The 24,097-nt window shown below is 53.8% G+C and carries 20 protein-coding genes, 1 tRNA gene and 1 pseudogene; 11 read left to right on the top strand and 11 right to left on the bottom strand.

Annotation, left to right across the window (positions count from 1 at the left end):
* Nucleotides 1-255 precede the first annotated feature (255 nt).
* A complete protein-coding gene (folP, locus tag F457_RS0107315) occupies nucleotides 256-1,080 on the bottom strand; it encodes a dihydropteroate synthase (RefSeq protein ID WP_018980487.1) in 825 nt (274 codons plus the stop codon).
* Nucleotides 1,080-1,841: a DsbA family protein gene (locus F457_RS0107310; protein ID WP_018980486.1), complete on the bottom strand. Its 762-nt coding sequence runs from the start codon at nucleotides 1,839-1,841 to the stop codon at nucleotides 1,080-1,082. Before F457_RS0107310 ends, folP begins: the two co-directional genes overlap by 1 nt.
* A 285-nt stretch (nucleotides 1,842-2,126) precedes the next feature.
* Here F457_RS0107310 and F457_RS0107300 point away from each other — a divergent pair, with 285 nt between their 5' ends.
* Nucleotides 2,127-3,488: a gamma-glutamyltransferase gene (locus F457_RS0107300; protein WP_018980485.1), complete on the top strand. Its 1,362-nt coding sequence runs from the start codon at nucleotides 2,127-2,129 to the stop codon at nucleotides 3,486-3,488.
* Nucleotides 3,489-3,688: 200 nt separating this feature from the next.
* Nucleotides 3,689-4,750 carry a recombinase RecA gene (gene recA, locus F457_RS0107295; protein WP_018980484.1) on the top strand — a complete coding sequence of 354 codons (1,062 nt, stop codon included), beginning with the start codon at nucleotides 3,689-3,691 and terminating at the stop codon, nucleotides 4,748-4,750.
* A 102-nt stretch (nucleotides 4,751-4,852) separates the two neighbouring features.
* On the opposite strand, the gene F457_RS12520 is transcribed toward recA, so the two are convergent.
* Nucleotides 4,853-5,173: a type II toxin-antitoxin system HicB family antitoxin gene (locus F457_RS12520; protein WP_245539124.1), complete on the bottom strand. Its 321-nt coding sequence runs from the start codon at nucleotides 5,171-5,173 to the stop codon at nucleotides 4,853-4,855.
* Nucleotides 5,174-5,503: 330 nt separating this feature from the next.
* Between F457_RS12520 and F457_RS0107285 the strand changes: the two genes are divergently transcribed.
* Complete coding sequence (locus tag F457_RS0107285; protein WP_018980482.1) at nucleotides 5,504-6,700, top strand: multidrug effflux MFS transporter; 1,197 nt, start codon at nucleotides 5,504-5,506, stop codon at nucleotides 6,698-6,700.
* A gap of 204 nt (nucleotides 6,701-6,904) precedes the next feature.
* On the opposite strand, the gene F457_RS0107280 is transcribed toward F457_RS0107285, so the two are convergent.
* Both F457_RS0107280 and F457_RS0107275 read right to left on the bottom strand, forming a co-directional pair.
* On the bottom strand, nucleotides 6,905-7,912 hold the full coding sequence (locus F457_RS0107280; protein ID WP_018980481.1) for a ferritin-like domain-containing protein: 1,008 nt from the start codon (nucleotides 7,910-7,912) through the stop codon (nucleotides 6,905-6,907).
* A 39-nt stretch (nucleotides 7,913-7,951) separates the two neighbouring features.
* Nucleotides 7,952-8,566 (bottom strand): ATP-dependent Clp protease proteolytic subunit, encoded by a 615-nt coding sequence (locus tag F457_RS0107275; RefSeq protein WP_040920985.1) that lies wholly within the window; start codon nucleotides 8,564-8,566, stop codon nucleotides 7,952-7,954.
* 283 nt (nucleotides 8,567-8,849) lie between these two features.
* On the opposite strand from F457_RS0107275, the gene F457_RS12515 reads away from it, so the two are divergent.
* On the top strand, nucleotides 8,850-9,794 hold the full coding sequence (locus tag F457_RS12515; protein WP_026294265.1) for an OmpA family protein: 945 nt from the start codon (nucleotides 8,850-8,852) through the stop codon (nucleotides 9,792-9,794).
* Nucleotides 9,795-9,804: 10 nt separating this feature from the next.
* Here the strand turns inward: F457_RS12515 and F457_RS12510 are convergent, their stop codons facing one another.
* Entirely contained in the window at nucleotides 9,805-10,731 is a 927-nt protein-coding gene (locus F457_RS12510) for an AraC family transcriptional regulator (protein ID WP_018980477.1), read from the bottom strand.
* A gap of 81 nt (nucleotides 10,732-10,812) precedes the next feature.
* Entirely contained in the window at nucleotides 10,813-11,814 is a 1,002-nt protein-coding gene (locus F457_RS0107260) for a glycosyltransferase family 32 protein (RefSeq protein WP_018980476.1), read from the bottom strand.
* A gap of 386 nt (nucleotides 11,815-12,200) precedes the next feature.
* Between F457_RS0107260 and F457_RS0107255 the strand changes: the two genes are divergently transcribed.
* Nucleotides 12,201-12,986, top strand: a complete 786-nt coding sequence (locus F457_RS0107255; protein WP_211209038.1) for an SDR family NAD(P)-dependent oxidoreductase — start codon at nucleotides 12,201-12,203, stop codon at nucleotides 12,984-12,986.
* Nucleotides 12,987-13,139: 153 nt separating this feature from the next.
* Here F457_RS0107255 and F457_RS12505 read toward each other — a convergent pair whose 3' ends face one another.
* Entirely contained in the window at nucleotides 13,140-14,597 is a 1,458-nt protein-coding gene (locus F457_RS12505; RefSeq protein WP_018980474.1) for an SEL1-like repeat protein, read from the bottom strand.
* Between the two features lie 235 nt (nucleotides 14,598-14,832).
* Between F457_RS12505 and F457_RS0107245 the strand changes: the two genes are divergently transcribed.
* From F457_RS0107245 to glpX, 3 genes are read left to right on the top strand one after another with little or no spacing between them, the layout of a single operon-like run.
* Nucleotides 14,833-16,077, top strand: coding sequence for an LL-diaminopimelate aminotransferase (locus tag F457_RS0107245; RefSeq protein ID WP_018980473.1), 1,245 nt, complete (start codon nucleotides 14,833-14,835; stop codon nucleotides 16,075-16,077).
* Entirely contained in the window at nucleotides 16,064-17,386 is a 1,323-nt protein-coding gene (locus F457_RS0107240) for a homoserine dehydrogenase (RefSeq protein ID WP_018980472.1), read from the top strand. The genes F457_RS0107245 and F457_RS0107240 overlap by 14 nt, the downstream gene beginning before the upstream one ends.
* Nucleotides 17,383-18,372: a class II fructose-bisphosphatase gene (gene glpX / locus F457_RS0107235; RefSeq protein WP_018980471.1), complete on the top strand. Its 990-nt coding sequence runs from the start codon at nucleotides 17,383-17,385 to the stop codon at nucleotides 18,370-18,372. The genes F457_RS0107240 and glpX overlap by 4 nt, the downstream gene beginning before the upstream one ends.
* A gap of 376 nt (nucleotides 18,373-18,748) precedes the next feature.
* Here the strand turns inward: glpX and F457_RS0107225 are convergent, their stop codons facing one another.
* A complete protein-coding gene (locus tag F457_RS0107225) occupies nucleotides 18,749-19,657 on the bottom strand; it encodes an SEL1-like repeat protein (protein ID WP_040920981.1) in 909 nt (302 codons plus the stop codon).
* Nucleotides 19,658-19,959: 302 nt separating this feature from the next.
* Between F457_RS0107225 and recJ the strand changes: the two genes are divergently transcribed.
* Both recJ and F457_RS0107215 read left to right on the top strand, forming a co-directional pair.
* Entirely contained in the window at nucleotides 19,960-21,774 is a 1,815-nt protein-coding gene (gene recJ, locus F457_RS0107220) for a single-stranded-DNA-specific exonuclease RecJ (RefSeq protein WP_018980468.1), read from the top strand.
* A 49-nt stretch (nucleotides 21,775-21,823) separates the two neighbouring features.
* Nucleotides 21,824-21,899: transfer RNA gene (locus tag F457_RS0107215), tRNA-Glu, on the top strand.
* A 134-nt stretch (nucleotides 21,900-22,033) separates the two neighbouring features.
* Here F457_RS0107215 and F457_RS0107210 read toward each other — a convergent pair.
* Nucleotides 22,034-23,110 (bottom strand): catalase family protein, encoded by a 1,077-nt coding sequence (locus F457_RS0107210; protein ID WP_018980467.1) that lies wholly within the window; start codon nucleotides 23,108-23,110, stop codon nucleotides 22,034-22,036.
* Nucleotides 23,111-23,136: 26 nt separating this feature from the next.
* Nucleotides 23,137-23,607, bottom strand: coding sequence for a MarR family winged helix-turn-helix transcriptional regulator (locus tag F457_RS12500; RefSeq protein ID WP_018980466.1), 471 nt, complete (start codon nucleotides 23,605-23,607; stop codon nucleotides 23,137-23,139).
* A gap of 320 nt (nucleotides 23,608-23,927) precedes the next feature.
* On the opposite strand from F457_RS12500, the pseudogene F457_RS13585 reads away from it, so the two are divergent.
* Nucleotides 23,928-24,097 (top strand): annotated as a pseudogene (locus tag F457_RS13585) (transposase); the annotation flags it as partial.

The raw sequence follows: 24,097 nt of genomic DNA, 5'->3' as shown, positions 1-24,097 counted from the left end.
TGACAGCGAAACTCGCCCCCAGCAAGCCAACAAGGGCTATCCCTCCGCACAAAAACGGCATCGTTTGGCCGCACCAAAAACGCATAAGAGCAAAGATATTATGGCACCGTACCTGCTCATACCCGCTGAATATGGAACACATCATACTCATGCCACCACACTACCCCGCGTGCTCTTGCCTATACAGATGAGCCATCCTTCTGCACACCATCGGCACCGTTTAAGCCGCACCAAAAGTGCATAAGAGCAAAGATATTATGGCACCGTACCCGCTAATAACCGCTGAATATGGAGCACATCATAATGGGCCTGCACATCATGCACACGCCAAAGCGCCGCCCCTTGCTCTTGCCCATACAAATTAGCCATCAGCGTGGCGGGAAGACGCTCATCCGTTGGCCGTCCCAAGAAATGCCCGAAGAAGGATTTACGCGACAATCCCAGCAAAACGGGCAGCTTATAATGCTGCCTCAAACGCCCTAAAGACCGCACTGCCCATAGGTTTTGCTCGGGTGTTTTTCCAAAGCCCACACCCGGATCCAGCACGAGCTTATCGGAGGACACACCGGCTTTGTCCGCCAATGAGAGAGAACGGTCAAAAAACCGGCGCCAATCTTCCCATAGATCCAGCTGAGGGTCGATCTCGTGGCGATTATGCATCACGACTGCTGACGCCCCCCCCGCCGCGACCGTCGCCGCCATGTCGGGGTCAGCCTGAAACCCCCAGACATCATTGATGAGCTCCGCGCCAGCCGCCAAGGCCTTTTGTGCAACGAACGCTTTGGTCGTGTCGATGGACAAAGGCACGCCCGCCCCCTTCAGCGCCACTACCGCAGGGGCCAGCCGCTGCCATTCTTCTTCCGCCGGGACAGGCTCATAGCCGGGGCGTGTGGATTCCGCGCCCAGATCCAGCACATCCGCTCCTTGAGCGCTTAAATGCTGGGCATGGTCTATCGCCGCTTGCGGGGCGAGATACCGCCCGCCGTCAGAAAAAGAGTCCGGCGTGATGTTCACAATGCCCATCAGAAGCGGGGCGCGCTCCCCACGATCTGCTGCATGGACAGCCTCCATTAGAGACATTAACGACCTTTCGCAGCGTCAAAGAGACGATCCATCTGCTCAGCACTCATCGCGCCCGGCGCCACCGCCGCTTGGCCGAACACAAAGGTTGGCGTGCCATCCAGCCCCACAGCCTGTGCTTGGCCTAAATTCGTCGTGATGAGCCCCGCAACGGCAGGATTACTCAAATCTTGCATGAACTTCGCGACATTCAACCCTTGTTGACGGGCCATATCCTTAAGCGCGTTTTCATCTGGCTTGCTGGTCTCTTCCATCACAGCCCGACGCATTCCATCATAATGGCCTTGCAACGCGGCCGCATAAATCGCCCGGCTGGCCAAAACGCTCGCAGGGCCAAGAACAGGCACGACTTTTTCAACCAACCGCACATCAGGATGACGCGCAATAAACGCATCCACCAATGGTGCCATACGACGGCAATAGCCACAGCGTGGGTCTAAGAACTCCACCACTGTGACCGATCCTGCCGGATTCCCCCGCACACTGTACGAAGGCGCCGTGGAGATCGCCTGCCAATTCGCCCGCACCCCCACAAGATTCTGCGCTTGCTGGCGTTCCATGCTTTTTTGACGCAAAGACTGCATCGCATCGACCAAAATACTGGGGTCATCTTTAAGTGCCTGACGCACAATATCCACAATAGCCCCACACTGCTGGGCATTAAATACATGAGAGCCCGCTTGCTGCGCTTGCGCTGACGCCCCACCTAGCGAGAGGCCCATCATCGCGGCTAAAGCCGATGGTAACACACGAAATTTCACGTCTTCACTCCATACATCGTGGAACAGCGTTCCCCAAAAGGCTCACCAAGAAAGCAACCTGCCGGCCCGGCGTCAAATTATCCCGTAAGAAAGCCGTTTTACCCCTCCCATTGTGCCAGAATTGAGGCTAGGGTAAGGTCACCCATCAATGATAACGTCTTTATGAGTACCGCGCGCGCCTCTATGCTCAGGCCGCCCCCTCTTTGGAACGGGAGATACGCCATCGTGGCACAGTCTCAGAGCCGGTTTTTACTGCCCTGCCCTGCCCCTCGTAAACGCCCCTCCATGCTCCGGGCGACCTCTTTGCTGGGCACCTTACTGCTCACCAGTAGTGCGGTAACGGGCTGCTCCTCTATGCATAGCCTGCATCACCATCTTTTCGGCCCGACGCAAAAGGTGAATGCCCCCAATAGCGGCACCGTCGTCGCTGATGAACCACAGGCCGCTCTGGCAGGGCGTGATGTCCTCGCCCGCGGTGGTAATGCCGCCGATGCCGCGACCGCCACAGGCTTCGCCCTTGGCGTCACGCTGCCCTCTCGTGCCTCTTTGGGCGGCGGCGGAGCTTGCCTTGTCTCGCGCCCGCATGAAACAGCACAAACCATTAGCTTCCTCCCCAGTGCAGGCTCCAGCACGGGTGATCGCCCCGCCACTGTTCCAATGATGGCGCGCGGGCTCTACGCCCTCCAAACGCGCTATGGCAGCGTGGCCTTTGACGACACGCTCGACCCCGCCATTACCCTTGCTCAACAAGGGATGACCGTCAGCCAAGCTCTATCGCGTGACCTGACCGTTGTCGGCACCGCTCTGTTAAGCAATGGACCAACCCTCTCCGTTTTCGGGCGTGATAGCGGCGCGGGGGCTGTGCAAATGGGTGACCGCATCACCCAAACCCGCCTGACCTCCTTCCTCTCACGCCTCAAGCTTGTCGGGATTGGCGACCTCTATAATGGCGCCTTGGCAGAAACATTTGTCACCCAAGCCAATCAAGCGGGCGGTGGCCTCACACGCGAAGACCTTCGCCGTGCCCTCCCACTCCAAACAGGTGCTCTGACACTCAGCACAGGCCCATACCAGACCAGCCTGCTCGCCCCACCAGCGGATGGTGGAATCGGAAGTGCCGTAGCCTATCGCACTGGAGGAAGCGCCCAAAATACTGTCAGCGCATGGCGCCGTTCGGGCCTTCATACCGTCTCTGACGCGCAGGGCTTCATTACCCAGAACCATAATGACGCCGCTGGTCTCCCACCACTACCCGCGTCAACTTCCTTCGTCGTGACTGATGGCGATGGGATGACGGTCAGCTGCGCCTTGAGTGAGAATAATTTGTTCGGCACAGGGCGCATGGCTGGCACCACTGGCGTGATCCTCGGCGCTGGCTCACCACGTTACCCACACCCTCTGCTGAGTGCCGCTATTGTGCATGATCGTCGTGGCCGTGTACGCGCAGCGCTGGCCGCTTCCGGTCAAAATGAAGCAGCGGATACGCTCGCCCAAGCTCTTCGTCAGGTCAGCACAGACCAGCCCATCACGCCACGCCACGGAGAAGGCCGCCTCAACAGCATCAGCTGTGGCCGCACGCCCTCTTCCTGCCAAGGCAATGCAGACCCGCAGGGCAATGGCATGAGTGCCCATACGCTATCACGTTAAGAAAACTCATTCCCCCTTTCAAAAAACGCTCTATTAACAACAGCTAAGGCAGCGTTTTTTGAAAGGATTTTTGCTAAGAAGAACGCAAAGACATTCCGCCCTTTACCAATAGAGAAAGGCGGGTTTATCCTACACTCTCTCAAAGGATAGGCGCTCTGTTATAGGGCACCGCTTTGCCGTTTCTGTTTTCATGAGGATTAATGGATATGGCCACAGATAAGGCCACTGACAAACCGACTGACAAAGCTAAAGCCCTTGATGGGGCTCTCAGCCAGATTGAGCGCTCCTTTGGGAAGGGAGCCATCATGCGGATGGGCGACCGCCCACAAGAGCAGCCTGAAGTCATTTCTACCGGCTCCATAGGGCTGGATATTGCGCTGGGCATTGGCGGCCTCCCCCGTGGGCGTATTGTCGAGATTTACGGGCCGGAAAGCTCGGGTAAAACAACACTCGCCCTCCATGCGCTCGCAGAAGCGCAGAAGAAAGGCGGAACCGTTGCGTTTATTGATGCCGAGCACGCCCTAGACCCACTCTATGCAGGCCGCTTGGGCGTAAAGGTTGACCAACTCCTCCTCAGCCAGCCAGACGCCGGTGAGCAAGCCCTTGAGATTGCCGATACGTTGGTGCGCTCTGGCGCCATTGATGTGTTGGTTGTTGACTCGGTCGCTGCTCTGGTGCCGCGTGCCGAACTTGAAGGCGATATGGGTGATAGCCATGTCGGTCTGCATGCCCGCCTCATGAGCCAAGCGCTGCGTAAGCTGACAGGCTCGGTCTCTCGCTCCAAAACCACCGTCATCTTCCTGAACCAAATTCGGATGAAGATCGGTGTGATGTTCGGCAGCCCTGAAACCACCACCGGTGGGAACGCGTTGAAATTCTACGCGTCTATCCGGATGGACATCCGTCGCATCGGGTCGATTAAAGACAAAGACGAGGTGAAGGGGAACCAAACACGGATCAAGGTCGTTAAAAACAAAATGGCCCCGCCCTTCCGGCAGGTGGAATTCGACATCATGTATGGCGAAGGCATCAGCAAAATGGGTGAGCTTCTTGACCTAGGGGTAAAGGCCAATATCGTGGAGAAATCCGGTGCTTGGTTCTCTTACGACAGCACCCGCATTGGCCAAGGCCGCGAAAACTCCAAGAACTATCTGCGCGCCAATCCCGAAGTCGCTCAAGAGATCGAAAACCGCATCCGTGCCGATGCTGGCTTAATCGCCGATGCGCTCGTTACCGAGCCCAGCGAGGAAGACGACGTATAACCCACTCGAGAAAGACAGTCTTTCTCCTCTTCTCTGCTCGGTCTTTCCTAGCCAATCACATGCTAGGAAAGGCCCAAAAGCAGGCAGATATCCTCTATCAAGTCAGTCGGTCTGTGAGCCTGTGCTCTTGGAGCATTCGGCGCTTACATCAAGCACGGCTCTGTCAACATAAGCCCACCCCCACATCCATTGCTCACTCTGATCGTCCTCAATGGGTGTAAAAGCCGCAGGAGGAGAGGACTGGGGGATGGAGCGCCCTGCGTCTATTTCCTCTTCAATCCATAACGTTATCGCTTCAGTCGTGTTTATGATGGCCTCATCAGCCGTATCACCTGCTGAAAAGCAACCGGGAAGATCTGGGACAATCACGCCATAAGCCGTGTTTTGATCGCCACGCTCAATAAGGATGCGATAGCGCATCATAGTCTTTTTTCCCTTTTGCACGCTTCTCATGAGACGGGAAGCCTCCATTTAAACACCCTTACACAGAACCCAAGGCTCTTTTTACTATATAGTCGGGCATTATAGAGAGCCTCTCCTTCCTCCATAAAGAACCTTCCTGCAAGGGAAGAGATATTGATGTGAGATAAACCAAAGACCCTCAGCAGCCTCATCTCACAAACACCCGGCAAACCGCGCAGAATATGTTTCACATAACAGACATCACCCATTTCCCTCTAGAAGAGCGAGCACACGTCCCCTACCTTTGAGGGATCATCTGCTCCGAGGCTGAAAGACCCCTTTTCGTCCATTATGACATCGTCCCCATCTGCTCCCTCTTGGCGTCTTCTCGCTGTCCTAAGCCTTCTCATGGGCTTTGCGGCTATTTCGACGGACTTCTACCTTCCCGCTATGCCAGCCATGGCCCGCAGCCTGCACGCCAGCCCAGAAGCATTAGCCCTCACGATCTCGGGCTTTCTGGCGGGATTTAGTGTCGGTCAGCTCTTCTGGGGGCCTATTGGTGATCGCTTTGGCAGACGTATCCCCATAGCCTGCGGACTCGTTTTGTTCATCATAGGGTCTTTAGGCTGCGCGCTGTCATCCTCCATTACGATCATGATTAGCTGGCGCGTTGTGCAGGCCGTCGGTGCGTGTGCCGGTGTTGTGCTCGCGCGTGCGATGGTGCGCGATCTTTACGAAGGCGCCCGCGCTACCGCCATGATGTCTCATCTTATGACCATCACGGCTGCAACACCCTTGCTCGCTCCAACCATCGGTGGGCAAATTCTCGCTTTTGGAAGTTGGCGAAGCATCTTCACCGTGCTCACCGTTATTGGTGTGCTCATCTTTGGGTTGCTCTTTACCCTGCCTGAAACCTTCCCGCCTAACCGACGCCATCATGAGCCTCTTGCGCGTGTCTTTGCCCATTATAAAGACCTCCTCCTACAGCCGCGCCTCATTGGTTACGCCGGTGCTGGGGGATGTCTGTATGCAGGGATGTTTGCCTATATTTCCGGCTCACCTGCAGCCTATATTAACTATTATCACGTATCCCCCAGCTATTATGGACTGCTTTTTGGGCTCAATATTATCGGGATTATGGGCGCAAACGCCATAAATGCACGCCTTGCCCACCGCCTTGGCAGTGACCGGCTCCTCACACTAGGAGGAGGGATCGCCATTGCCTCTGCTCTCTCCCTTACCGTAACAGGAAACACTGGCTGGGATGGCTTGTGGGGACTGGCAATCCCCCTATTCTTCTACACAGCGACCTCTGGCTTTATCGTCGCTAATTCTCTCACGGGCGCTCTGCATCAGCACCCACGCCGCGCAGGGGCTGTCTCAGCTTTGGTGGGGGCTATCCATTATGGCAGTGGCATCCTCGGCTCCGCTTTAGTGGGCGCTTTTGCCAATGGCACACCAAAACCCATGACCGCCATTATCTTAGGCTTTTCCTTGCTTGGTGTGTTCTTCCTCCTCCTGCTCAAAGCCCCTCAGAAAGTGACGTGACGGTCAGAGCATGTCACCTTTTTGCAGATATAAGCCTCTCTCAATACTTAATCATGCGAGCAGCTTTCATCCATCGCTCTCGTAACCGCCAAGCTCTGACGTCTCCCTAAAGAGCTCATACAAAAAACCCCGCCTCGTTTGTGTCGAGGCGGGGTTTCAACAATGTCAGGCGTGTTCCCACACCATCACATCGTTAAAAAGCGTTTATACAGCCGCCTTTTGGCCACGAAAGCGCTTCCAAAGCTTTACACCACCAATAGCGAGACGTGCCGCAAAAGGGGCCATCTGCGGGCGAAGCAAACGAGCATCATAACCGGCAAAGCGGCGTTCATTCTCACGCAAGCACAGTTCCATCAGGTTCACAAAGTCGATGTCCTGATCGGTCATGCTCCTCGCACCCGTCACGGTGAAGTTATTGTCTTGCGTATGCTCAACACCTTGGTCATCGAATGAACGCACGAGGCTCAAACGCTCATAAAGCAGGAAGAACAACACACCGACCACGCGGGCCTCAAACAATGGGCGCTTCCAGAGCGGCATATTGGCACGATGATAGGCCAGCCAGTTTGCAAATAGCAAAATATGACGACATTCTTCCTGCATCACAGGCTCAAATGTCTCGATCAATTCCGGTGGGAAAAGATGCGCTTGCTCAGCGAGCGCGAACAGGCCAAAGGCAAAGAAGCTATCCCAACATTCTGAGAAGCCTGTCACCAGATAAGCCCATTCCGTATCACGTGGTTCTTTGTAAGGAGGTTCCGGCGCCAGCGGAATGTTATAATGCTCCACCATACGAGAAAGCACTTCTTTATGGCGGTTTTCTTCCCACGCATTACGAGAAATAGCATCCCGCACATCGGGGTCATCAATCACCTCAGCATAAGCCGCCATACGCAGACGGGCCTTGCCCTCCGTTTGCACGGCAATGTCCCAAATCGGCAACGAAGTGATACGATGAAGCGTGTCAGGGTCTAGATCTGGCCACGGAATCACAGACGGCTTGTAGGGGTTAAACGTCTCGCGGAACATATCGGCCATGGCTTTTTTATGTTCCACAGAACCCGGCTTGATCGGCCCTTTAACAGGGCTGCTCCAATGGCGAGCCTCATAATCTACTTGTTCAAGCGTACGGTCTGACGGTTTGTCTGGCAGATGAGAGTAAATATCAGCCAGTGTCTTTTTACCACCCTTAGCATTCTTCACGTCGCTCACGGCGTGCTCCTTCCTTACTCAAGTCTATGGGAGCCAAAACTACCCAAGATCAGCCGCTGAAGTGATGACGCGGCTCACCAGCCCGTACTCGATCGCTTCATGTGCTGACATCCAATAATTGCGGTCCGTATCACGGGCCACTTTCTCGTAGGGTTGTCCTGTTTCACGCGCGAAAAGCCGGTTTAGACGTTCGCGCATTTTGATAATCTCACGGGCCTCAATATCAATATCGGTTGCCGGACCACGCACCCCGCCCATTGGCTGGTGGAGGAGGAAACGCGTATTGGGAAGACACAGACGGCGTTCCGGCCGTCCCGCTGCAAAGATCAGAGCACCAGCAGAGGCCACCCAGCCTGTGCCAATGATATTTACAGGCGCTTGAGAATCCACAAAACGGATCATGTCGTGAATCGTGTCACCACTTTCCACATGACCACCGGGGGAATTAACGTAAACGTCAATCGGCTTGTCTGATGTCCCAGCAAGGGCCAGCAGACGGGCCGTTACCTCACGCGCTAGACGGTCATTGACCCCACCGAAGATCAAAACCTTCCGCTGCTCAAAGAGGTGTTTATCCACCTCTACAGAAGGCTGGGCTTTGTCTTTGTCCGCTTCTTCCGGCTCATCGTCCAGCGTATGCGGGGCCGCGCTCATAACAGATAATGCCTCCCGTCCAGTGACATCCTGCTGGGCGTTCTGAAAGGAGGGCTGTTGGTTGCGTTCGTCATATGTCATCATGGCCCTATCCTGCTCCTGCTTTCTCGTCATGCCAAGCCATAAAACGGTCTTCTTCTTCACTGACAGACTGCTTTTTATGATAACTACGACAAGAAAACCACAGGGGATGATTGCCTGATAGGCTGCCAACCCGTTATCGTGCCCTCATTTCGCCCCGTAAGGGCTTTTCGATAATGCCACTCTAATGAGAAGACGGACCATGACCTCTCAGCGCGTTTCATCCCTTTCCTTACCCATCAGCGCTCCCTCATCATGGGCAAAGCTGATCTGTGCAGGACTGGGACTAAGCGCCTGCATGACGCTCCTCACCGGGTGCCAACATCGCAGTGCCGCCACTACAACAGCGGACTGGGTTCATGGGATTGAAGGCGGTGAAGTGTACCGCCTCCAGCCCCCTGCGCCCGGTTATGGGCAGCCTTACCCTCATATTGGCCGCACCCCAACCACCACGCCAGAATTTCCAAGCGCTGAAGCCCGCACAGAGCTCACCCAACAGTTGGAAGAACAGCGTAACCGCGCCCAACGCTTGAGTGCCGCCAGCGGCCCACTCCAACGCACCAATCGCCTCAACCCCCTCCCACCTGCACCGGGCAACGGCAACAGCATGACAATGGTGAGCCAAAATCAAGGATCATCACCGCCACCACCGCCCCTCACACACGACACGCAAGGGCCGGGTAAGGGAACGCCCTCATCACTCACATACCAGCCTATTGACCACCGGCTACCCGCCACATTGCCGCATGTCGATAATGCGCCTCCACCTCCCTTAACCTTCCCAGGCTTCCAAATTCCTGCGGCCATCACCACGCGCGTGCCAGACTTTGATAACCGCACACCGGCTGGCACATTGCTTCTCTTTCAAACAGACACAGACCATCTGAAAGACGGGCAAGAATCACGCTTGAATGACCTCAGCACGAATCGTCACGATAATATTATCCTCATCCATGGGTTTGGTACCGCCCTTGGCGATTCCTCTGGCCTTAACCCAGAAGATCAACGCAATGGGATGGCGCTCGGCCTGCTCCGCGCCAAAACCGTCGCCCAGCAGCTCATCGCTCGTGGCGTCCCAGCAGAAAAGATCGAGCTCCGCGCAGACCCCATTGGAGACGGCGTACGTGTGCTCTATCGCCTACCGTAACCGCCGCTATCTATCGCCACACTTCCTCATGGAGCGCGCTATAGCGCTCCACTCCAATGCTGCAGATAAAGGCTAAGTCCGCATGTGGGGGGCGGCCAAAGATCTTCCGGTAATCGCGACTAAAATGCGATGGGCTTTCATAGCCCACAGCAAACGCTGCATCTGCTGCTTTCGACCCCTCCCAGACCATCAAACGCCGCGCTTCTTGAAGCCGTAAGCGCGTGCGATACTGAACCGGCGTCATCCCTGTTAACATCTTAAAATGTTTATAAAACTGAGAATGCCCCATTCCTGCTTGTGCCACCAACGCGCCAATCTCGCAGGGTTCGCGGAAATGTTCTTTAAGACAGTCCAACGCTTTCGTGATACGCGCCACATCGCTTTGCTCACGCGCCATACCATACAAAATCGGGCCTTGCTCTTCCTGCAATAAACGATAGAGCAGCTCCATCTTGATAAGCTCTGCCAAGAAAGGAGACGGTTCATCATCGTCCAACAGCGCCATAAGACGTACTAACGCCTCCATCACCACGACGCTCGTCTCACTCACCCCCATCGCTGGGCGAGAATGCATAGGTTTATGCACAAACCCGACACTTTTTTGCAAAACCGCGTCAATCTCTGCAGGAGAAAATGACAAGCATAGGGCGAGATAAGGTTTCTGAAGAGAGGCGCGCGTAATACGGCCTGAAACAGGCAACTCCAACCCTGAGATCAGATACTCTCCCTCCCCATAAGTAAAAGGCTGATCGTTAAGGAGGAGCGTCTTCTGGCCCTGTAGCACCACGTAAAAACGTGGTTCATACACCACCAAAACAGGGTCTGTGGGGCTTTCCGCTCGGTAAAGTGTGACGCTCTCAAGGGCTGTCTTCGTCACTTTATCCACACAATGACGGCTCACAGCCTGCTGGAGAGTCTGACACAGTTCTGACGCCATCACTGACCTCCTTATGGACCGCATTAAAGACATTATGACTAAAGTGTATAACGAGCCACCACGCTCATCTATCAGCTGCTTTCACAGAACGATGGGCGTTCCTTCATGACGATAGTCAGTCAATCGCTCATAGGGTTCAACCTGTTCATAAATGATCCCCTCACGCTCTGAATCAATCAATCGCGCATTATCCGATGTCACATGGTTCATGAGTGCGCGGGTAAACGCATGCGGGCCTGTAAGACCAAGCACGGCGTCTTTTCCGACCGAGAAAATACGCTCATCATAAAGCATGATATTAGAGATGACTTGATCTATGACGTTCTTGATAAGCTTATGCCCAGGAGCGCTTATCATAAACCATTGTTGAAACTCACCATAAGGAAGATGCCCAATAACGGGGGATTTCCCAAAGCTATGATAACGCGTCGATTGAGCAGACATCCAATGCGATAAAAGAAGTGTGTCGTTCTGTTGGATAATATCTGAAAAAGGTCGATCGCATCCCGACTTCATGTCTAAATAGATGCCCCCATAACGGTAGAGGCACAAATACCTAAATAAATCCGCTCGGGCTGCTCCATATCTTGGATTGATTCGTAAATATACTTTCAATATATCCCATCCATAATGTTGGTATATAAAATCATGACGGTCTTTTTCTGAATAATAAATATATTTATAGTCTTTATTAAGCCTCTTTAACTGATTGATGTTCGGTATAAATTGCTCTCTAATGGTTGAAGGTTCTTCTGTCTGATGAATAATCTTAGGAATGGTCGCCCCTTCGTCCACAGGAGCCACTTGGAGAGGCTCTCCACCATCACAGAAACGAAACTGCTCCCATCCGAGAGGACGAGCGGCATGGGCTACGGTTCCATCAGGTTGTGGGGATAGAAACGCGCCATCCTGCGCGCAACAGAACACACCATAATCATTAAGGGGAATTATTTTATATCCACAGCGCATCATATCTTCCAATGAGGCAATCTGCTCTTTGTGATCGTTATAATCACACATATTAACATGAAATAACGTATCATGATTGATACAGAAGAATGTATTAAAGAACGTAACAATCACGTAGACAATCTCACCACACCAATAATGTCATTAAGAATGACTCCAGCACATGCACGGAAAAGTCAACATTCTCTCAGTATGATACCCTCTTTCTCACAGCTGTAACAACACAAGACGCTTGCTTTTCCACGACCTAAAAAAACGGAAAATAAGGCAAGTTTTTTACAGAAATATTCTACCCCTCCCAAAGGATTTTCCATCATCCTCCCTTTAGATCGTCCCTCATCATGAGACGCTCCTTAGGCAGGATCATGCGGCGTTATCACGATAGACACATTCCCTCTGGTCTCAGAGAACCCGCACTGATGGCGGGGGGCGATCATTTTACAATGAGGGATGCTTGAGCACGCCCTCCTCACGATAAAGACACATCGATAAAGGAAAAAATGATGCCTTCCCCTCACGATCACTCATGGAATGGAAAAGTCGTCTTCATCACAGGAGCAGGCACAGGAATTGGCCAAGCGACAGCCCTTGCTTTTGCCCAGCGCGGTGCCAAGCTTGCTCTAGCTGGTTCATCAGAAGCTCCCCTACATGACACTGCCCAGCGTATCGCCACTCTAGGCGGGACCGAAACCCTCTGCCTCCCTTGCAATGTCACCAACGAAGACGACCTCGCCCGTACGCTTTCTCTCATAGAAAAAGAATGGGGGCGTCTTGATGCCGCCTTTAATAATGCAGGGATCGGCCAAGGCGGCACACCGGCTGCTTCTATCTCGACCGAAGAATGGAAACGCGTGGTGGATATTGACCTCACCGGCACCTTTCTGTCCATGAAATATGAGATCCCCCTCATGCTCAAAAGCGGCGGCGGTGCGATTGTGAACAGCGCGTCCACAGCAGGGCTTGTCGGGTTCCGCACTGCTGCGGCTTACACAGCGGCCAAGTTCGGCGTTGTTGGCCTGACCAAAGCAGCAGCGATGGATTATGCCCGCGAGGCCATCCGCATTAACGCTATCTGCCCGGGCCCTATTGAAACACCCATGATTGAAAAATTCCTCGGTGGCGCTGAAGGGCTCCGCCGCACAAAAGAAGCCCAACCCATCGGGCGCCTCGGCCAACGTGAAGAAATTGCTGAAATGGTCGTCTCCATGTGCAACCCTGCCACCGCCTACCTCACCGGCAGCGCCATCGCCATTGATGGCGGCCAAACATCAGGCGTGATGGGGTAAAAAAGAACGCCTATTCTGCCTTCTAAACAGACGATCAGCGCCATAATGGACACAGGGAGAGGCCAAAGAGCCCCTCCCTTGTTCCATCCATACGGCGTTCCCCCTCTATAGGACGCTCCGCATGAGCTTCGGGGAAAGCACCTCTCTCCCTTTTTAAGAGAAAAACTTAGAAAAGAACGCTTTAATGCTCTTACCCACAGTAACCCCTTCCTCCGCACTTTCCTGCTGAAGAGCCGCTTGCCGCTGGCACGCCTGCTTTATCCCTCCATCACACGCCAGACCATAATATGTGAGCGCCTTCTGTCGGTCTAAGGGCACACCACGCCCGCGCCGATACATTTCTCCCATATTATATAAGGCGACGTTGCTGCCCCGCTGAGCGGCTTGATGGTACCACGCCACCGCTTTCTCATCATCCTGCGCAACACCGCGCCCATTCTCATACATTACCCCTAAGTTACACTGCGCGTTCACATGGCCCAGCTCGGCAGACAGGCGATACCAATGCACGGCTTGCTCCTCATCCCGCGCAACGCCACGACCCTGATCGTACATCCATCCCAAATGGCACTGTGCCGCCGCATAGCCTTGCTCGGCAGACAGGCGATACCAACGCACCGCTTGCTCATCATCCTGCGCAACGCCACGCCCATTCTCATACATTACCGCTACATTAAACTGCCCTGTCGCACATCCCTGCTCGGCAGCCTTACGGTACCACCGGACGGCCTGCTCATCGTCCTGCGCAACGCCACGCCCGTGCTGATACATCGCCCCGAGATTGCACTGTGCATCTACGTAGCCCTGCTTGGCAGACTGATGGTACCAATAAACCGCCTGCTCATCATCTTGAGCAACGCCTTGTCCAAAGGCATACATATTCCCTAAATTACATTGCGCGTTCGCATCTCCTTGTTCAGCCGACAGGCGATACCATGCCGCAGCCTGAACATTATCTTGAGCAACGCCACGCCCTTCGCGATACATCACCCCTAAGGTACACTGAGCGTCCGCATCTCCTTGCTCGGCTGCTTTGCGATACCATTGGGCGGCCTTTTTATCATCCTGAGCGACGCCCTGCCCGTGCTGGTACATCGTCCCCAACGCGACTTGCGCATCTATATTCCCCTGTTCAGCCGCTTTACCAAACCACTGCACAGCGCGCTCGTTATTTTGGACAGCGCCTCGCCCTGTCCAATAGAGCCACCCCAAGCGACATTGCGCGTCCGCGTATCCCTGCTCTGCCGCTCGGCAGAACCACTGCACAGCCTGCTCATCGTCCTGTGCAACGCCTTGCCCAGCTTCATACATCGCACCGAGGCTAGATTGCGCATAAGGCTCACCCTGTTGTGCCGCCTGGCGATACCATTCCACGGCCTTTGGTGCATCTTGCACGACGTTGCGTCCCGTCCGGTACAGCCACCCTAAATTACACTGCGCTTTTGCATGGCCTCGCTCAGCCGCCACATGGAACCATTCGGTCGCTTGCACGTCATCTGATGCAACGCCGTATCCGGATGCGTACATTTGCCCCACATGAAACTGCGCCTCTACATCACCTTGTTCCGCAGCGTTCAAAGTATCATTAAAAACATCAGAGGGAGAGGACATGGCTTCCTTCCTTATAGACAAAGGGATCAAGGGACGATCATCGCACCAATTCTTTTCCTTTTATTACCCTATTTAAGAGGCCATCTTTGTAAGAAATTCATAAAAACCATCTTTTCTGACCAAAAGTCTCTTGTCTGCACGGCTCTGGTGATGAAACATGGCTTTGGTCGTTTTATAAAAATGACCGTCTTGTTTTTATGCTTAACTCAGCCTTAGCGCTGCACGATGGGACCCCATGACTGAAGAATTCCACCGGATCCGCCGCCTCCCGCCCTATGTCTTCGCAGAAGTCAACAAGGCCAAGGCTGCCGCCCGAGCGGCCGGTGAGGATATTATTGACCTCGGCATGGGCAACCCTGATAGCCCGCCCCCTCAGCATGTGATTGAGAAATTGCGCGAAACAATCGGCAATCCGCGCGTGCATGGCTATTCTGTTAGCCGTGGTATTCCCGGCCTGCGCAAAGCTCAAGCAGCCTATTATCAGCGCCGCTTTGGGGTAGACCTCGACCCTGAGAGCGAAATTATCGCCACCCTTGGCTCTAAAGAGGGGCTGGCTAATCTGGCCTCAGCAATTACGAGCCCGGGCGATACGATTTTGGTGCCGAACCCCTCTTATCCGATCCATCAATTCGGCTTTATCATTGCCGGGGCGTCGGTGCGCTCTATCCCTGCCGAGCCGGGTGAAGCGATGTTGGAAGCCCTCCATCGCGCCGTACGTCACTCCGTGCCTAAACCTACCGCGCTGATTATCAATTTCCCCTCCAACCCGACAGCCATGCAGGCCACGGAGGAGTTTTATAAGGAAATTGTTGCTTTCGCACGGCGGGAAAATGTCTGGATTCTGTCCGATCTCGCCTATGCTGAGATCTATTTTGGCGACACACCACCACCCTCCATCCTCGCTGTGCCGGGGGCAAAGGACATTGCGGTAGAATTTACCTCCATGTCCAAAACCTACTCCATGGCTGGCTGGCGTATTGGCTTTGCTGCGGGCAATAAGCACCTGATCCAAGCGCTCACCCGCATTAAGTCTTATCTCGATTATGGGGCCTTTACCCCAGTGCAGGTTGCCGCTGTTGCCGCTTTGAATGGCCCGCAAGATTATGTCGATGACATGCGCGCCCTCTATAAAGACCGCCGCGATGTGCTTATCAGCGGCCTTCATGCAGCCGGGTGGCATGTGCCAACCCCTGAAAGCTCTATGTTCGCTTGGGCCCCCATTCCTGAAAAATTTGCGCATCTTGGCAGTATGGAATTCTCCAAAATGCTGCTCAAGGAAGCCAAAGTTGCCGTTGCCCCCGGTATCGGCTTTGGTGAGCATGGCGACGGCTTTGTGCGGATCGGCTTGGTGGAAAATACCCAACGCCTTCGCCAGGCTATCCGCTCAATAAAAGCCTTCATGAACCATCATAATGCCGGCACGCCTGCATCGGCCGCGTCTTCTGATCCGTTAGGGAGCAAACCTCATGACAAACACTGATAGCGCCCCTCTTAAACGCTCACACTCCACCCCCCTCCGTCTGGGCATTGCCGGCCTTGGCACGGTGGGGATTGGGGTGATCCGCCTCCTCCGCGCCCATACCGCGCTGATTACCCAACGCACGGGGCGCTCTTTAGAAATTGTGGCCGTCAGTGCGCGCAACCGCCAGCGTGACCGTGGGGAAGACCTCTCCGCTTTTCGGTGGCATGAAGACCCGCTTTCCCTAGCGAGTGACCCAGACGTGGATGTCGTGGTGGAATTGATTGGTGGAGCCAACAACCCCGCCCGCAAGCTTGTCACCACAGCACTGGAAAATGGCAAAGCCGTTGTCACCGCCAACAAGGCGCTCATCGCGTTGCATGGGGCTCATCTCGCTCAATTGAGTGCAGAGCACAACGCCCCGCTTTACTATGAAGCCGCTGTGGCGGGCGTTGTCCCTGCTGTGAAAGTTGTGCGTGAAGCTCTCGCTGGCGATCAGCTCACCCAGCTTGGCGGCATCATGAATGGTACCTGCAACTTCATCCTCTCAGAGATGGAAGAAACAGGCCGTGCCTTTGGCGATGTCCTCAAAGAAGCACAAGAAAAAGGCTTTGCTGAAGCTGATCCCTCCACCGATGTGGATGGATGGGACACCGCCCATAAGCTGGCCATTCTGACTGGTATTGCCTTCCAACCGATCGACTTTGAAAGCCTTGATGTCCGGGGCATTCGCGGTGTGACCAGCCCCGATATCGCCTATACCAAAGAGCTCGGCTATCGCATCAAACTCCTCGGTGTGGCACATCGCACAAAAGATGGCGGGGTGGATGCCTCCGTTCAGCCATGCCTCGTGCCGCTTAACTCTGGTCTTGCACAGGTTGGCGGCGCCTTTAACGCGCTAACCACCGTCGGTGCCTTTAGCGGTGCTGTCACCCTCTCTGGTCAAGGAGCCGGCGAAGGCCCTACCGCCACGGCTGTCATGGCGGATCTGATCGACCTCGGTCGGGGCCATCATCTGCCACTTTGGGGCCAACAGCCCCCTGAAAAAGCTGCGCTCTGTGTGCCGAGCGACACGGTTGAGGGAGCCTATTATCTCCGTCTCTCTCTGGCGGACAACGTCACGGAAGAGAGCATCAACGCCCTGCTTGATGAGCATAAAATCCCTCTCAAGCACGCAAGCCTGCGCAAAGAAGCGAATGGTTCCCTCCATTTCGTCTGCGTCACGCATCCTGTCCTTGCAGGGACATTGCACAGCACCCTCTACGCCCTTGGCCGCCATGAAAGTCTCAGCACTGCTCCATTAGCGCTCAAAATTGAGGCGATGCCATGAGCACGGCGTCCTCCGTCCGCCCCTATCGCGTTACAGGACGCAATCTGGGGTTGGACCTCGCCCGCGTGACTGAAGCTGCGGCCATTGCCTCCGCCCGCTGGACAGGGCGGGGGCAAAAGAACGCCGCCGATGGTGCCGCCGTGCAGGCCATGCGGACCGCCTTTGACACGGTCGCCATTGACGGCACCGTGACCATCGGTGAGGGCGAGATGGACGAAGCCCCCATGCTCTATATTGGGGAAAAGGTCGGCTGCGGTGGTGATGAAATGGACATTGCTGTTGATCCACTCGAAGGAACCAATCTCTGCGCCCGCAGCATGCCCAACGCCATTACGGTCGTCGCCTTGGCCGAACGTGGGAAGTTTTTGCACGCACCTGATATCTACATGCAAAAACTCGCTGTAGGGCCGGGCCTCCCTGATGACCTCATCGACATCAACGCCTCTATTGAGGTCAATTTACGTGAACTCGCACGGGCCAAAAAATGTGCTGTCTCAGACCTGACCCTCTGTGCCCTTGAGCGCGAGCGTCATGAGGAACTCGTCGCAAAAACACTCGAAGCCGGCGCCCGTGTGCGTCTATTGAGCGATGGCGATGTCGCCGGTGTTGTCGCCACCTGCATGCCCGAAAGCGGGGTCGATCTTTATGCCGGAAGCGGCGGCGCGCCTGAAGGTGTTCTCGCAGCCGCGGCTATTCGTTGCCTCCACGGGCAGATGCAAGGCCAGCTCCTCTTTGATGACGCTGCCCAAGCCGAGCGTGCACGTCAGATGAGCGCAGGCCGCGACCCAACCCGCACCCTCGCACTAACCGACATGGCCGATGGCCCAGTCTTCTTCTGTGCAACAGGTGTGACATCAGGCGATATGCTCAAAGGGGTTGAGTGGCTCCGTAATGATTATATCCGCACGCATTCGGTCATGATGCGTTCTGAAAGTGGAACCATCCGCTATATGGACACCTATCACCACGTGCACCCGCGCAGTTGACAAAGGAGTTGAGCGCACGGCTCCGTGCTGTGCGCTCTCTTGGCCTCGTAAAGAAACAGGCCACCAACCCCCTGACGGCACCACATCCTCCCCACGCCCCTTTTCCTCACAGGGCAATAACGGCCTTTAAGGCAAAAGTTGACTGAGAAAGACCCTCAACAATTTCCATGACGATGAATAGGCTCGGATCAAGCCCATTCATCATCTCACCAGAAATGTCAAAGCAACAACATCAGTTTCTTCTCACACATATCCGCAAGATACTGAGAAAATTGTTTGATCTTCTTTTTCAGTCAGAATCAAAACGTTTCATCCCGCTCATTCAACCTGCCGTAACTTACCTTTAAAGCGGGAGCGAGAATTCTGCTTTAAACCATTATCGTAACAACTGTCTCAAAGTATTCTGGGCAGCTTCATTTCCTTGAGCCGCAGCTTTTCGGAACCACTTCACCGCTATTTCATCACTCTGAGGAACACCTCGTCCAGTGCCATACATAAACCCTAACTCATACTGGGCGTCCGCATCTCCTTGATCTGCGACCTTTTGATACCACTCAACCGCTTTCTCATCATTTTTGTGAACACCTCGCCCAGTGCCATACATGCTTCCTAAATTAGATTGAGCGTTTGCATTTCCTTGATCTGCTGCTTTTTGATACCATTCGACAGCTTTCTCATCATTCTGGGAAATACCTTGCCCAGTGCCATACATAAGCCCTAACTCATACTGGGCGTCTGCATCTCCCTGATCTGCAGCTTTCTGAAACCACTCAACCGCTTTCTCGCCACTATGAGGAACACCTCGCCCATGACGATACGCACCTCCTAAAGAACACTGGGCGTTTGCATTCCCTTGATCTGCAGATTTTTGATACCACTCAACCGCTTTCTCATCACTATGGGGAACACCTCGCCCAGTATGATACATTATCCCTAAGTTATACTGAGCGTATGCATCCCCCTGATTTGCGGCCTTGTGAAACCACTCAACCGCTTTTCCATCATTCTGGGGAACCCCTCGCCCTTCGTTATACATAAGCCCTAAAGCAAACTGAGCGTCTGCATCTCCTTGATCTGCGGCTTTGTGAAACCACTCAAAGGCTTTCTCATTATTCTGGGGAATACCTTGCCCCTCACTATACATAATCCCCAGCTCATGCTGAGCTTTTACGTCCCCCTGACTGGCAAGATGCTGCACCTTTCCTATATCTGCAGCTGCACACTGGGCATGCGATAGGGAAAACCCTGCAATCATAAAAATAGTCGATAATATATTTTTCATCATATGATCCTTTTCATTTATTCGCACAAAGAAAAAGATACAAAACGAATACATGAAACACCATGTCTTGATAGGTTTTATGTGCCAATTTTCGTTTGATCGTGAAATTTAGTGGAATAATACTCTTTCTATTTTGAAAGGGTTCTGGGCACCGCCTCTATGGATCAAACACCGCACATCTTGCCAGAAAGAGACGTTTCCCTCATGCTCTCCCCTTCACTGATGGGGAGGGGCTCTCACGCTTTTAGGCCTCCGTCTAAACACAGACCTTCCCCAATCTACAGCGCATTTAACAGAGGCCCTTCATGCTGCCGAACACCCCGCAGACGTCTATGTCCCATCCTACCGTGCTCCATGTGGAGCGCAGTGCCGGGAAGCGTCGTTGGGTCTGGCGGCATCCGTCCTTAGCGAAGCATGAAAACCGCATCGCCCTCCAGCTTGCCCAAAAGCTGGATATTGCCGAGCTGCCCGCCCGTATCCTTGCTGGTCGTGGTTTAACAGCTGATGATGTCGCGCATTTTCTTGAACCTCGCCTTCGCACAGCGCTGCCTAACCCGTCATGTTTGATGGATATGGATCGCACGGCCGAGCGGCTTGCTGATGCGGTCGAAAAACGTGAGACAATCGGGATTTTAGGCGATTACGACGTGGACGGGGCCTGTGGTACCACGTTGCTCACCAGCGTTTTCCGCCAACTTGGCTGCACTGTTCATACCCATATTCCTGACCGTATTGAGGAAGGGTATGGCCCCAATATTCCAGCACTTGAAAATCTACTCACCCAAGGCAGCACGCTGCTCATCTGTGTGGATTGCGGCACCGCCGCCATTGATGTGCTGGATCATTTTGAAGGCCGTGTGGATCGGGTCGTGCTTGACCATCATAAACCAGACGGCGCGATGCTGCCCAAAGGCTTTGTGGTCAACCCCAACCGCCTTGATTGCACGTCAGGCCTTGGGCATATTTGCGCCACCGCCGTGGCTTTCCTGACGGTCATTGCTCTGCGGCGCACGCTCAACCAACGCGGCTTTTTTGCCAAACATCCCCCTTTCGACCCAATGGCTTTGCTGGATCTCACAGCCCTTGCCACGGTGTGCGATGTCATGCCCCTTCGGGACATCAACCGCGCCCTCGTCTCCCAAGGGCTCAAGATCATGAATGGGCGTAAGCGTTTGGGGCTCACTAAACTGGCCGATGTCGCCGGCGTTAAAAATGACAGCAGCGCGATGAGCTGTGGTTTCGCGCTTGGCCCGCGCATCAATGCCGGGGGGCGCATTGGCAAAGCCGACCAAGGGCTTCGCCTGCTGCTCAGCACCGACGAAGGTGAGGCCCATATACTGGCCGAAGAGCTGGATGAGGTTAATCGCAAGCGCCAAACCGTCGAAAGTCATATTCTGGACGACGCTGCCCGCCAAGCCGAAGCGCAAATTCAGACAGGCCACGCCGTTATCTTTCTTCACGGTGAAGGCTGGCATCCCGGCGTCGTGGGGATTGTCGCCGGGCGGCTGAAAGAGCGCTTTAACCGCCCCACCCTCGTCGGTGCTCTGACAGACGGAACGGTTAAAGGGTCAGCCCGTTCTGTTCCGGGGCTCGACCTCGGCGCCGCTATTATCGCAGCCCGGCAGGCAGGCTTGCTCATCACAGGGGGAGGCCACGCAATGGCCGCCGGCTTCTCCGTAGCTGAAGAGAACGTCACAGCCCTTCACGCGTTCCTTGATGAGCAGCTTAGTGCAGCCCAAAACCGCCCGCCGCAAGAAGACCTGCTTCTTGATGGGGTGATCTCCATCCAAGCCGCAACGCCAACACTTGCCCGCCAGCTCTCCCAGCTCGCGCCCTTTGGCCCCGGTAACGAGGAGCCTTTGCTCGCTATCAGCCATGTGCGCTGTGTCAAAGCCGACCGCATTGGCCGTGATGGCAATACACTCCGCGTTATCTTACAGGGCGAGGACGGCTATAGCCGCCTCAAGGGTCTTGTCTTTCGTGCAGGCGACAAAGCCTTTGCCGACGTGCTTGAGGATCGCTCTCAGCCATTACTCCATGTCGCGGGGCAATTACGGCTGGAATACTGGCAAGAGCGAGAAAACTTAACTTTTTTCATTTTTGATGCTTTTCCCTGTTGACCGCCCCCTCCCTTTAGCCTATTAACCCCCTCAACGACATCGCCTCTATGTCCCGTTCGTCTAGAGGCCTAGGACACCGCCCTTTCACGGCGGCAACACGGGTTCGAATCCCGTACGGGACACCATTTTTTGAGATGATTTTCTCAGGAAATACAAAGATGTTGTGACCTCCCCCATAGTAATCATGATGTATAGTATAATTTTTATACTGTATCCGTTCTCTCATAGATGCTCTGATACAGTATAAAATTCAATCGACCTAACGAGACCTCTTGAAATGAAGGGGGCATCCGTTAAGGCGTGTTCTCAATTTGGAAGAAAAAGCATACATCTCACGCCGTGCCCGCATAATATTCCCTAATGGACGATGCGCCTCTAGACCATGCCACGGAGAAAACGACAGAGTGTCTTCCAAAAGATGCGCTCGCTCTTTTGACCATGCCTCTTGTGGCGGCACAGTGATGGTTGCAAGCGGTAAGTAAGGGTTGTTCTCTTCCGGCCATACGTGCGCCGCATCCTCGACTGAGTTTTCTGTTACATCCCGACATAACTGCGCACGCAGCGTCCAACTGCCCCCTTCAGTGCGAAACAGCTCCTCTAACGCATGACGAATAGCCAATGGGTCTTTATCAATGTCCAGTAGCTTGCCTTGCTGAGATTGAAAGCTTTCAGACGACGGAACAACGTCAAACTTAGCAATATACTGCCCAAATCGAAGAGGAACTTGACTAAAGAAACGATCGGCAACAGGAACAGAAGGAAGATATCCCCCCAAGACGCCAATTGTATCGTTTGAACGCCCAAGACGCGTTAAGCGTTTTTGAATGACCCGTAAAAACTGTGACAGTTTGGCTTTCAGTCCTTCAAAACGGTCTGTCGTCAGTGTCAGAAGCTTCAATGTACGCAAAAATCCCTTTGCATCTGGCGCTGCAAAAACAGGGCCATTCACAAACAGGAAGTCCTGCACCGGAACACCTTCATTATCGGGCAGTAATGGGCCTTTAACATCGTTGATTTTCAAAGCAAAACCACGCGGCCCAGAGACGGCATCCCGCAGCGGATCTCCCGGAATAGCTGACAGACGAATAACAACCGAATAGGTCTCAGGGCGAGAGAATAACCCTTGAGCGAGAACCTCTGGAAGGTCATCATGGACACGAAGCGTCCCCTCAAGCAATGCATGACTTTTGGCATGCACCCCACGCGCTGCCCACTCATGATCTCGATGAGTCGTAGAAATAATCTTATGAAACTCTTTCCGCAGCCCTTGATGAACTCTTCCTTCGTCTGAAGAGATATGTTCGATACCGTCATGGTACGTAATTGGGGTTTTCATGATGATACTCCCTAAAAAATATCAGATTAAACCGAGCGAGAACGCAGCATGTCACGCAAGCAACGTGTAAAATTCTGTGCATTCTCACGGAGACGATGTGTGTCACTCTCACTTAAACGAGAGTGACGAAGCAGTTGCTCAGGAATCGTCTGTGCTTTGTCGCGCAGGCTGCGGCCATGCTGAGTAAGCGTAATAATAACGCGTCTTTCATCATCTTTGCTGCGCTTACGTATCACATGACCACGTGCTTCCATGCGCTTAAGGAGCGGAGACAATATCCCGGTTTCAAACCCCAACCGTGCACCGATCATTCCAACCGTGACCTCGCTTGTTCCGTCATACTCCCACAGGACGAGCATGACCAAATATTGCGCATAGGTCAGGTTAAAAGGCTCTAAAAGAGGCCGATAAAGTCGTTGCAAGAGATTTGACGCTTCATAAAACGGGAAGCACACTTGCTCATCTAAACTGAGCCCATTCGGCGCTTCATCAACCATCGCTCTATCCTTCTCATGGGAATGGAGTAAGAAACTCTCATTTATGTATTATCATATTATGTATCATGCAACATAATATGATAATACATCAGCAGAAAAGGCTTCTTGAGTGCGCAACTGTGCGAATTTCACAGAAATCGCGCATGAAGGGTTAGCTCTTCCCGCGTGTTTATAGGCTTTTATATGTAAGAAAACAGAATGAGCGCTCTTCTAGATCCAGCGGTTTAGGAGCTGTTGACAAAAAATATTTTTGCATATGATGCCCTCCCTTATCATCGGAAAGGAAAGAGTGTATGCGCGGTGATTGAACAGACGCAGAATGGGCGATTATTGGTGAGCTTTTGCCGCCTGAGCGCGGTCGCTGGTCACGTCCAGCACACGATAATCGGCTTTTTCTCAACGGAATGCTGTATGTCCTGCGTGTCGGTTGTCCTTGGCGAGACATGTATGAACGTTACGGGAAATGGAATTCCGTCTACGTTCGGTTTCG

The sequence above is a fragment of the Saccharibacter floricola DSM 15669 genome, assembly GCF_000378165.1.
Classification (GTDB): Bacteria; Pseudomonadota; Alphaproteobacteria; order Acetobacterales; family Acetobacteraceae; genus Saccharibacter; species Saccharibacter floricola.
Note: the sequence above shows the minus strand (reverse complement) of the source record. Positions and strands in the feature narration are given on the sequence as shown.

Coding starts and splice junctions, on each gene's coding strand:
- folP (WP_018980487.1), bottom strand. CDS start 1,080: ATGTCTCTAATGGAGGCTGTCCATGCAGCAGATCGTGGGGAGCGCGCC.
- F457_RS0107300 (WP_018980485.1), top strand. CDS start 2,127: ATGCTCCGGGCGACCTCTTTGCTGGGCACCTTACTGCTCACCAGTAGT.
- recA (WP_018980484.1), top strand. CDS start 3,689: ATGGATATGGCCACAGATAAGGCCACTGACAAACCGACTGACAAAGCT.
- F457_RS12520 (WP_245539124.1), bottom strand. CDS start 5,173: ATGATGCGCTATCGCATCCTTATTGAGCGTGGCGATCAAAACACGGCT.
- F457_RS0107285 (WP_018980482.1), top strand. CDS start 5,504: ATGACATCGTCCCCATCTGCTCCCTCTTGGCGTCTTCTCGCTGTCCTA.
- F457_RS0107275 (WP_040920985.1), bottom strand. CDS start 8,566: ATGAGCGCGGCCCCGCATACGCTGGACGATGAGCCGGAAGAAGCGGAC.
- F457_RS12515 (WP_026294265.1), top strand. CDS start 8,850: ATGACCTCTCAGCGCGTTTCATCCCTTTCCTTACCCATCAGCGCTCCC.
- F457_RS12510 (WP_018980477.1), bottom strand. CDS start 10,731: ATGGCGTCAGAACTGTGTCAGACTCTCCAGCAGGCTGTGAGCCGTCAT.
- F457_RS0107255 (WP_211209038.1), top strand. CDS start 12,201: ATGATGCCTTCCCCTCACGATCACTCATGGAATGGAAAAGTCGTCTTC.
- F457_RS12505 (WP_018980474.1), bottom strand. CDS start 14,597: ATGTCCTCTCCCTCTGATGTTTTTAATGATACTTTGAACGCTGCGGAA.
- F457_RS0107245 (WP_018980473.1), top strand. CDS start 14,833: ATGACTGAAGAATTCCACCGGATCCGCCGCCTCCCGCCCTATGTCTTC.
- F457_RS0107240 (WP_018980472.1), top strand. CDS start 16,064: ATGACAAACACTGATAGCGCCCCTCTTAAACGCTCACACTCCACCCCC.
- glpX (WP_018980471.1), top strand. CDS start 17,383: ATGAGCACGGCGTCCTCCGTCCGCCCCTATCGCGTTACAGGACGCAAT.
- F457_RS0107225 (WP_040920981.1), bottom strand. CDS start 19,657: ATGATGAAAAATATATTATCGACTATTTTTATGATTGCAGGGTTTTCC.
- recJ (WP_018980468.1), top strand. CDS start 19,960: ATGCTGCCGAACACCCCGCAGACGTCTATGTCCCATCCTACCGTGCTC.
- F457_RS0107210 (WP_018980467.1), bottom strand. CDS start 23,110: ATGAAAACCCCAATTACGTACCATGACGGTATCGAACATATCTCTTCA.
- F457_RS12500 (WP_018980466.1), bottom strand. CDS start 23,607: ATGGTTGATGAAGCGCCGAATGGGCTCAGTTTAGATGAGCAAGTGTGC.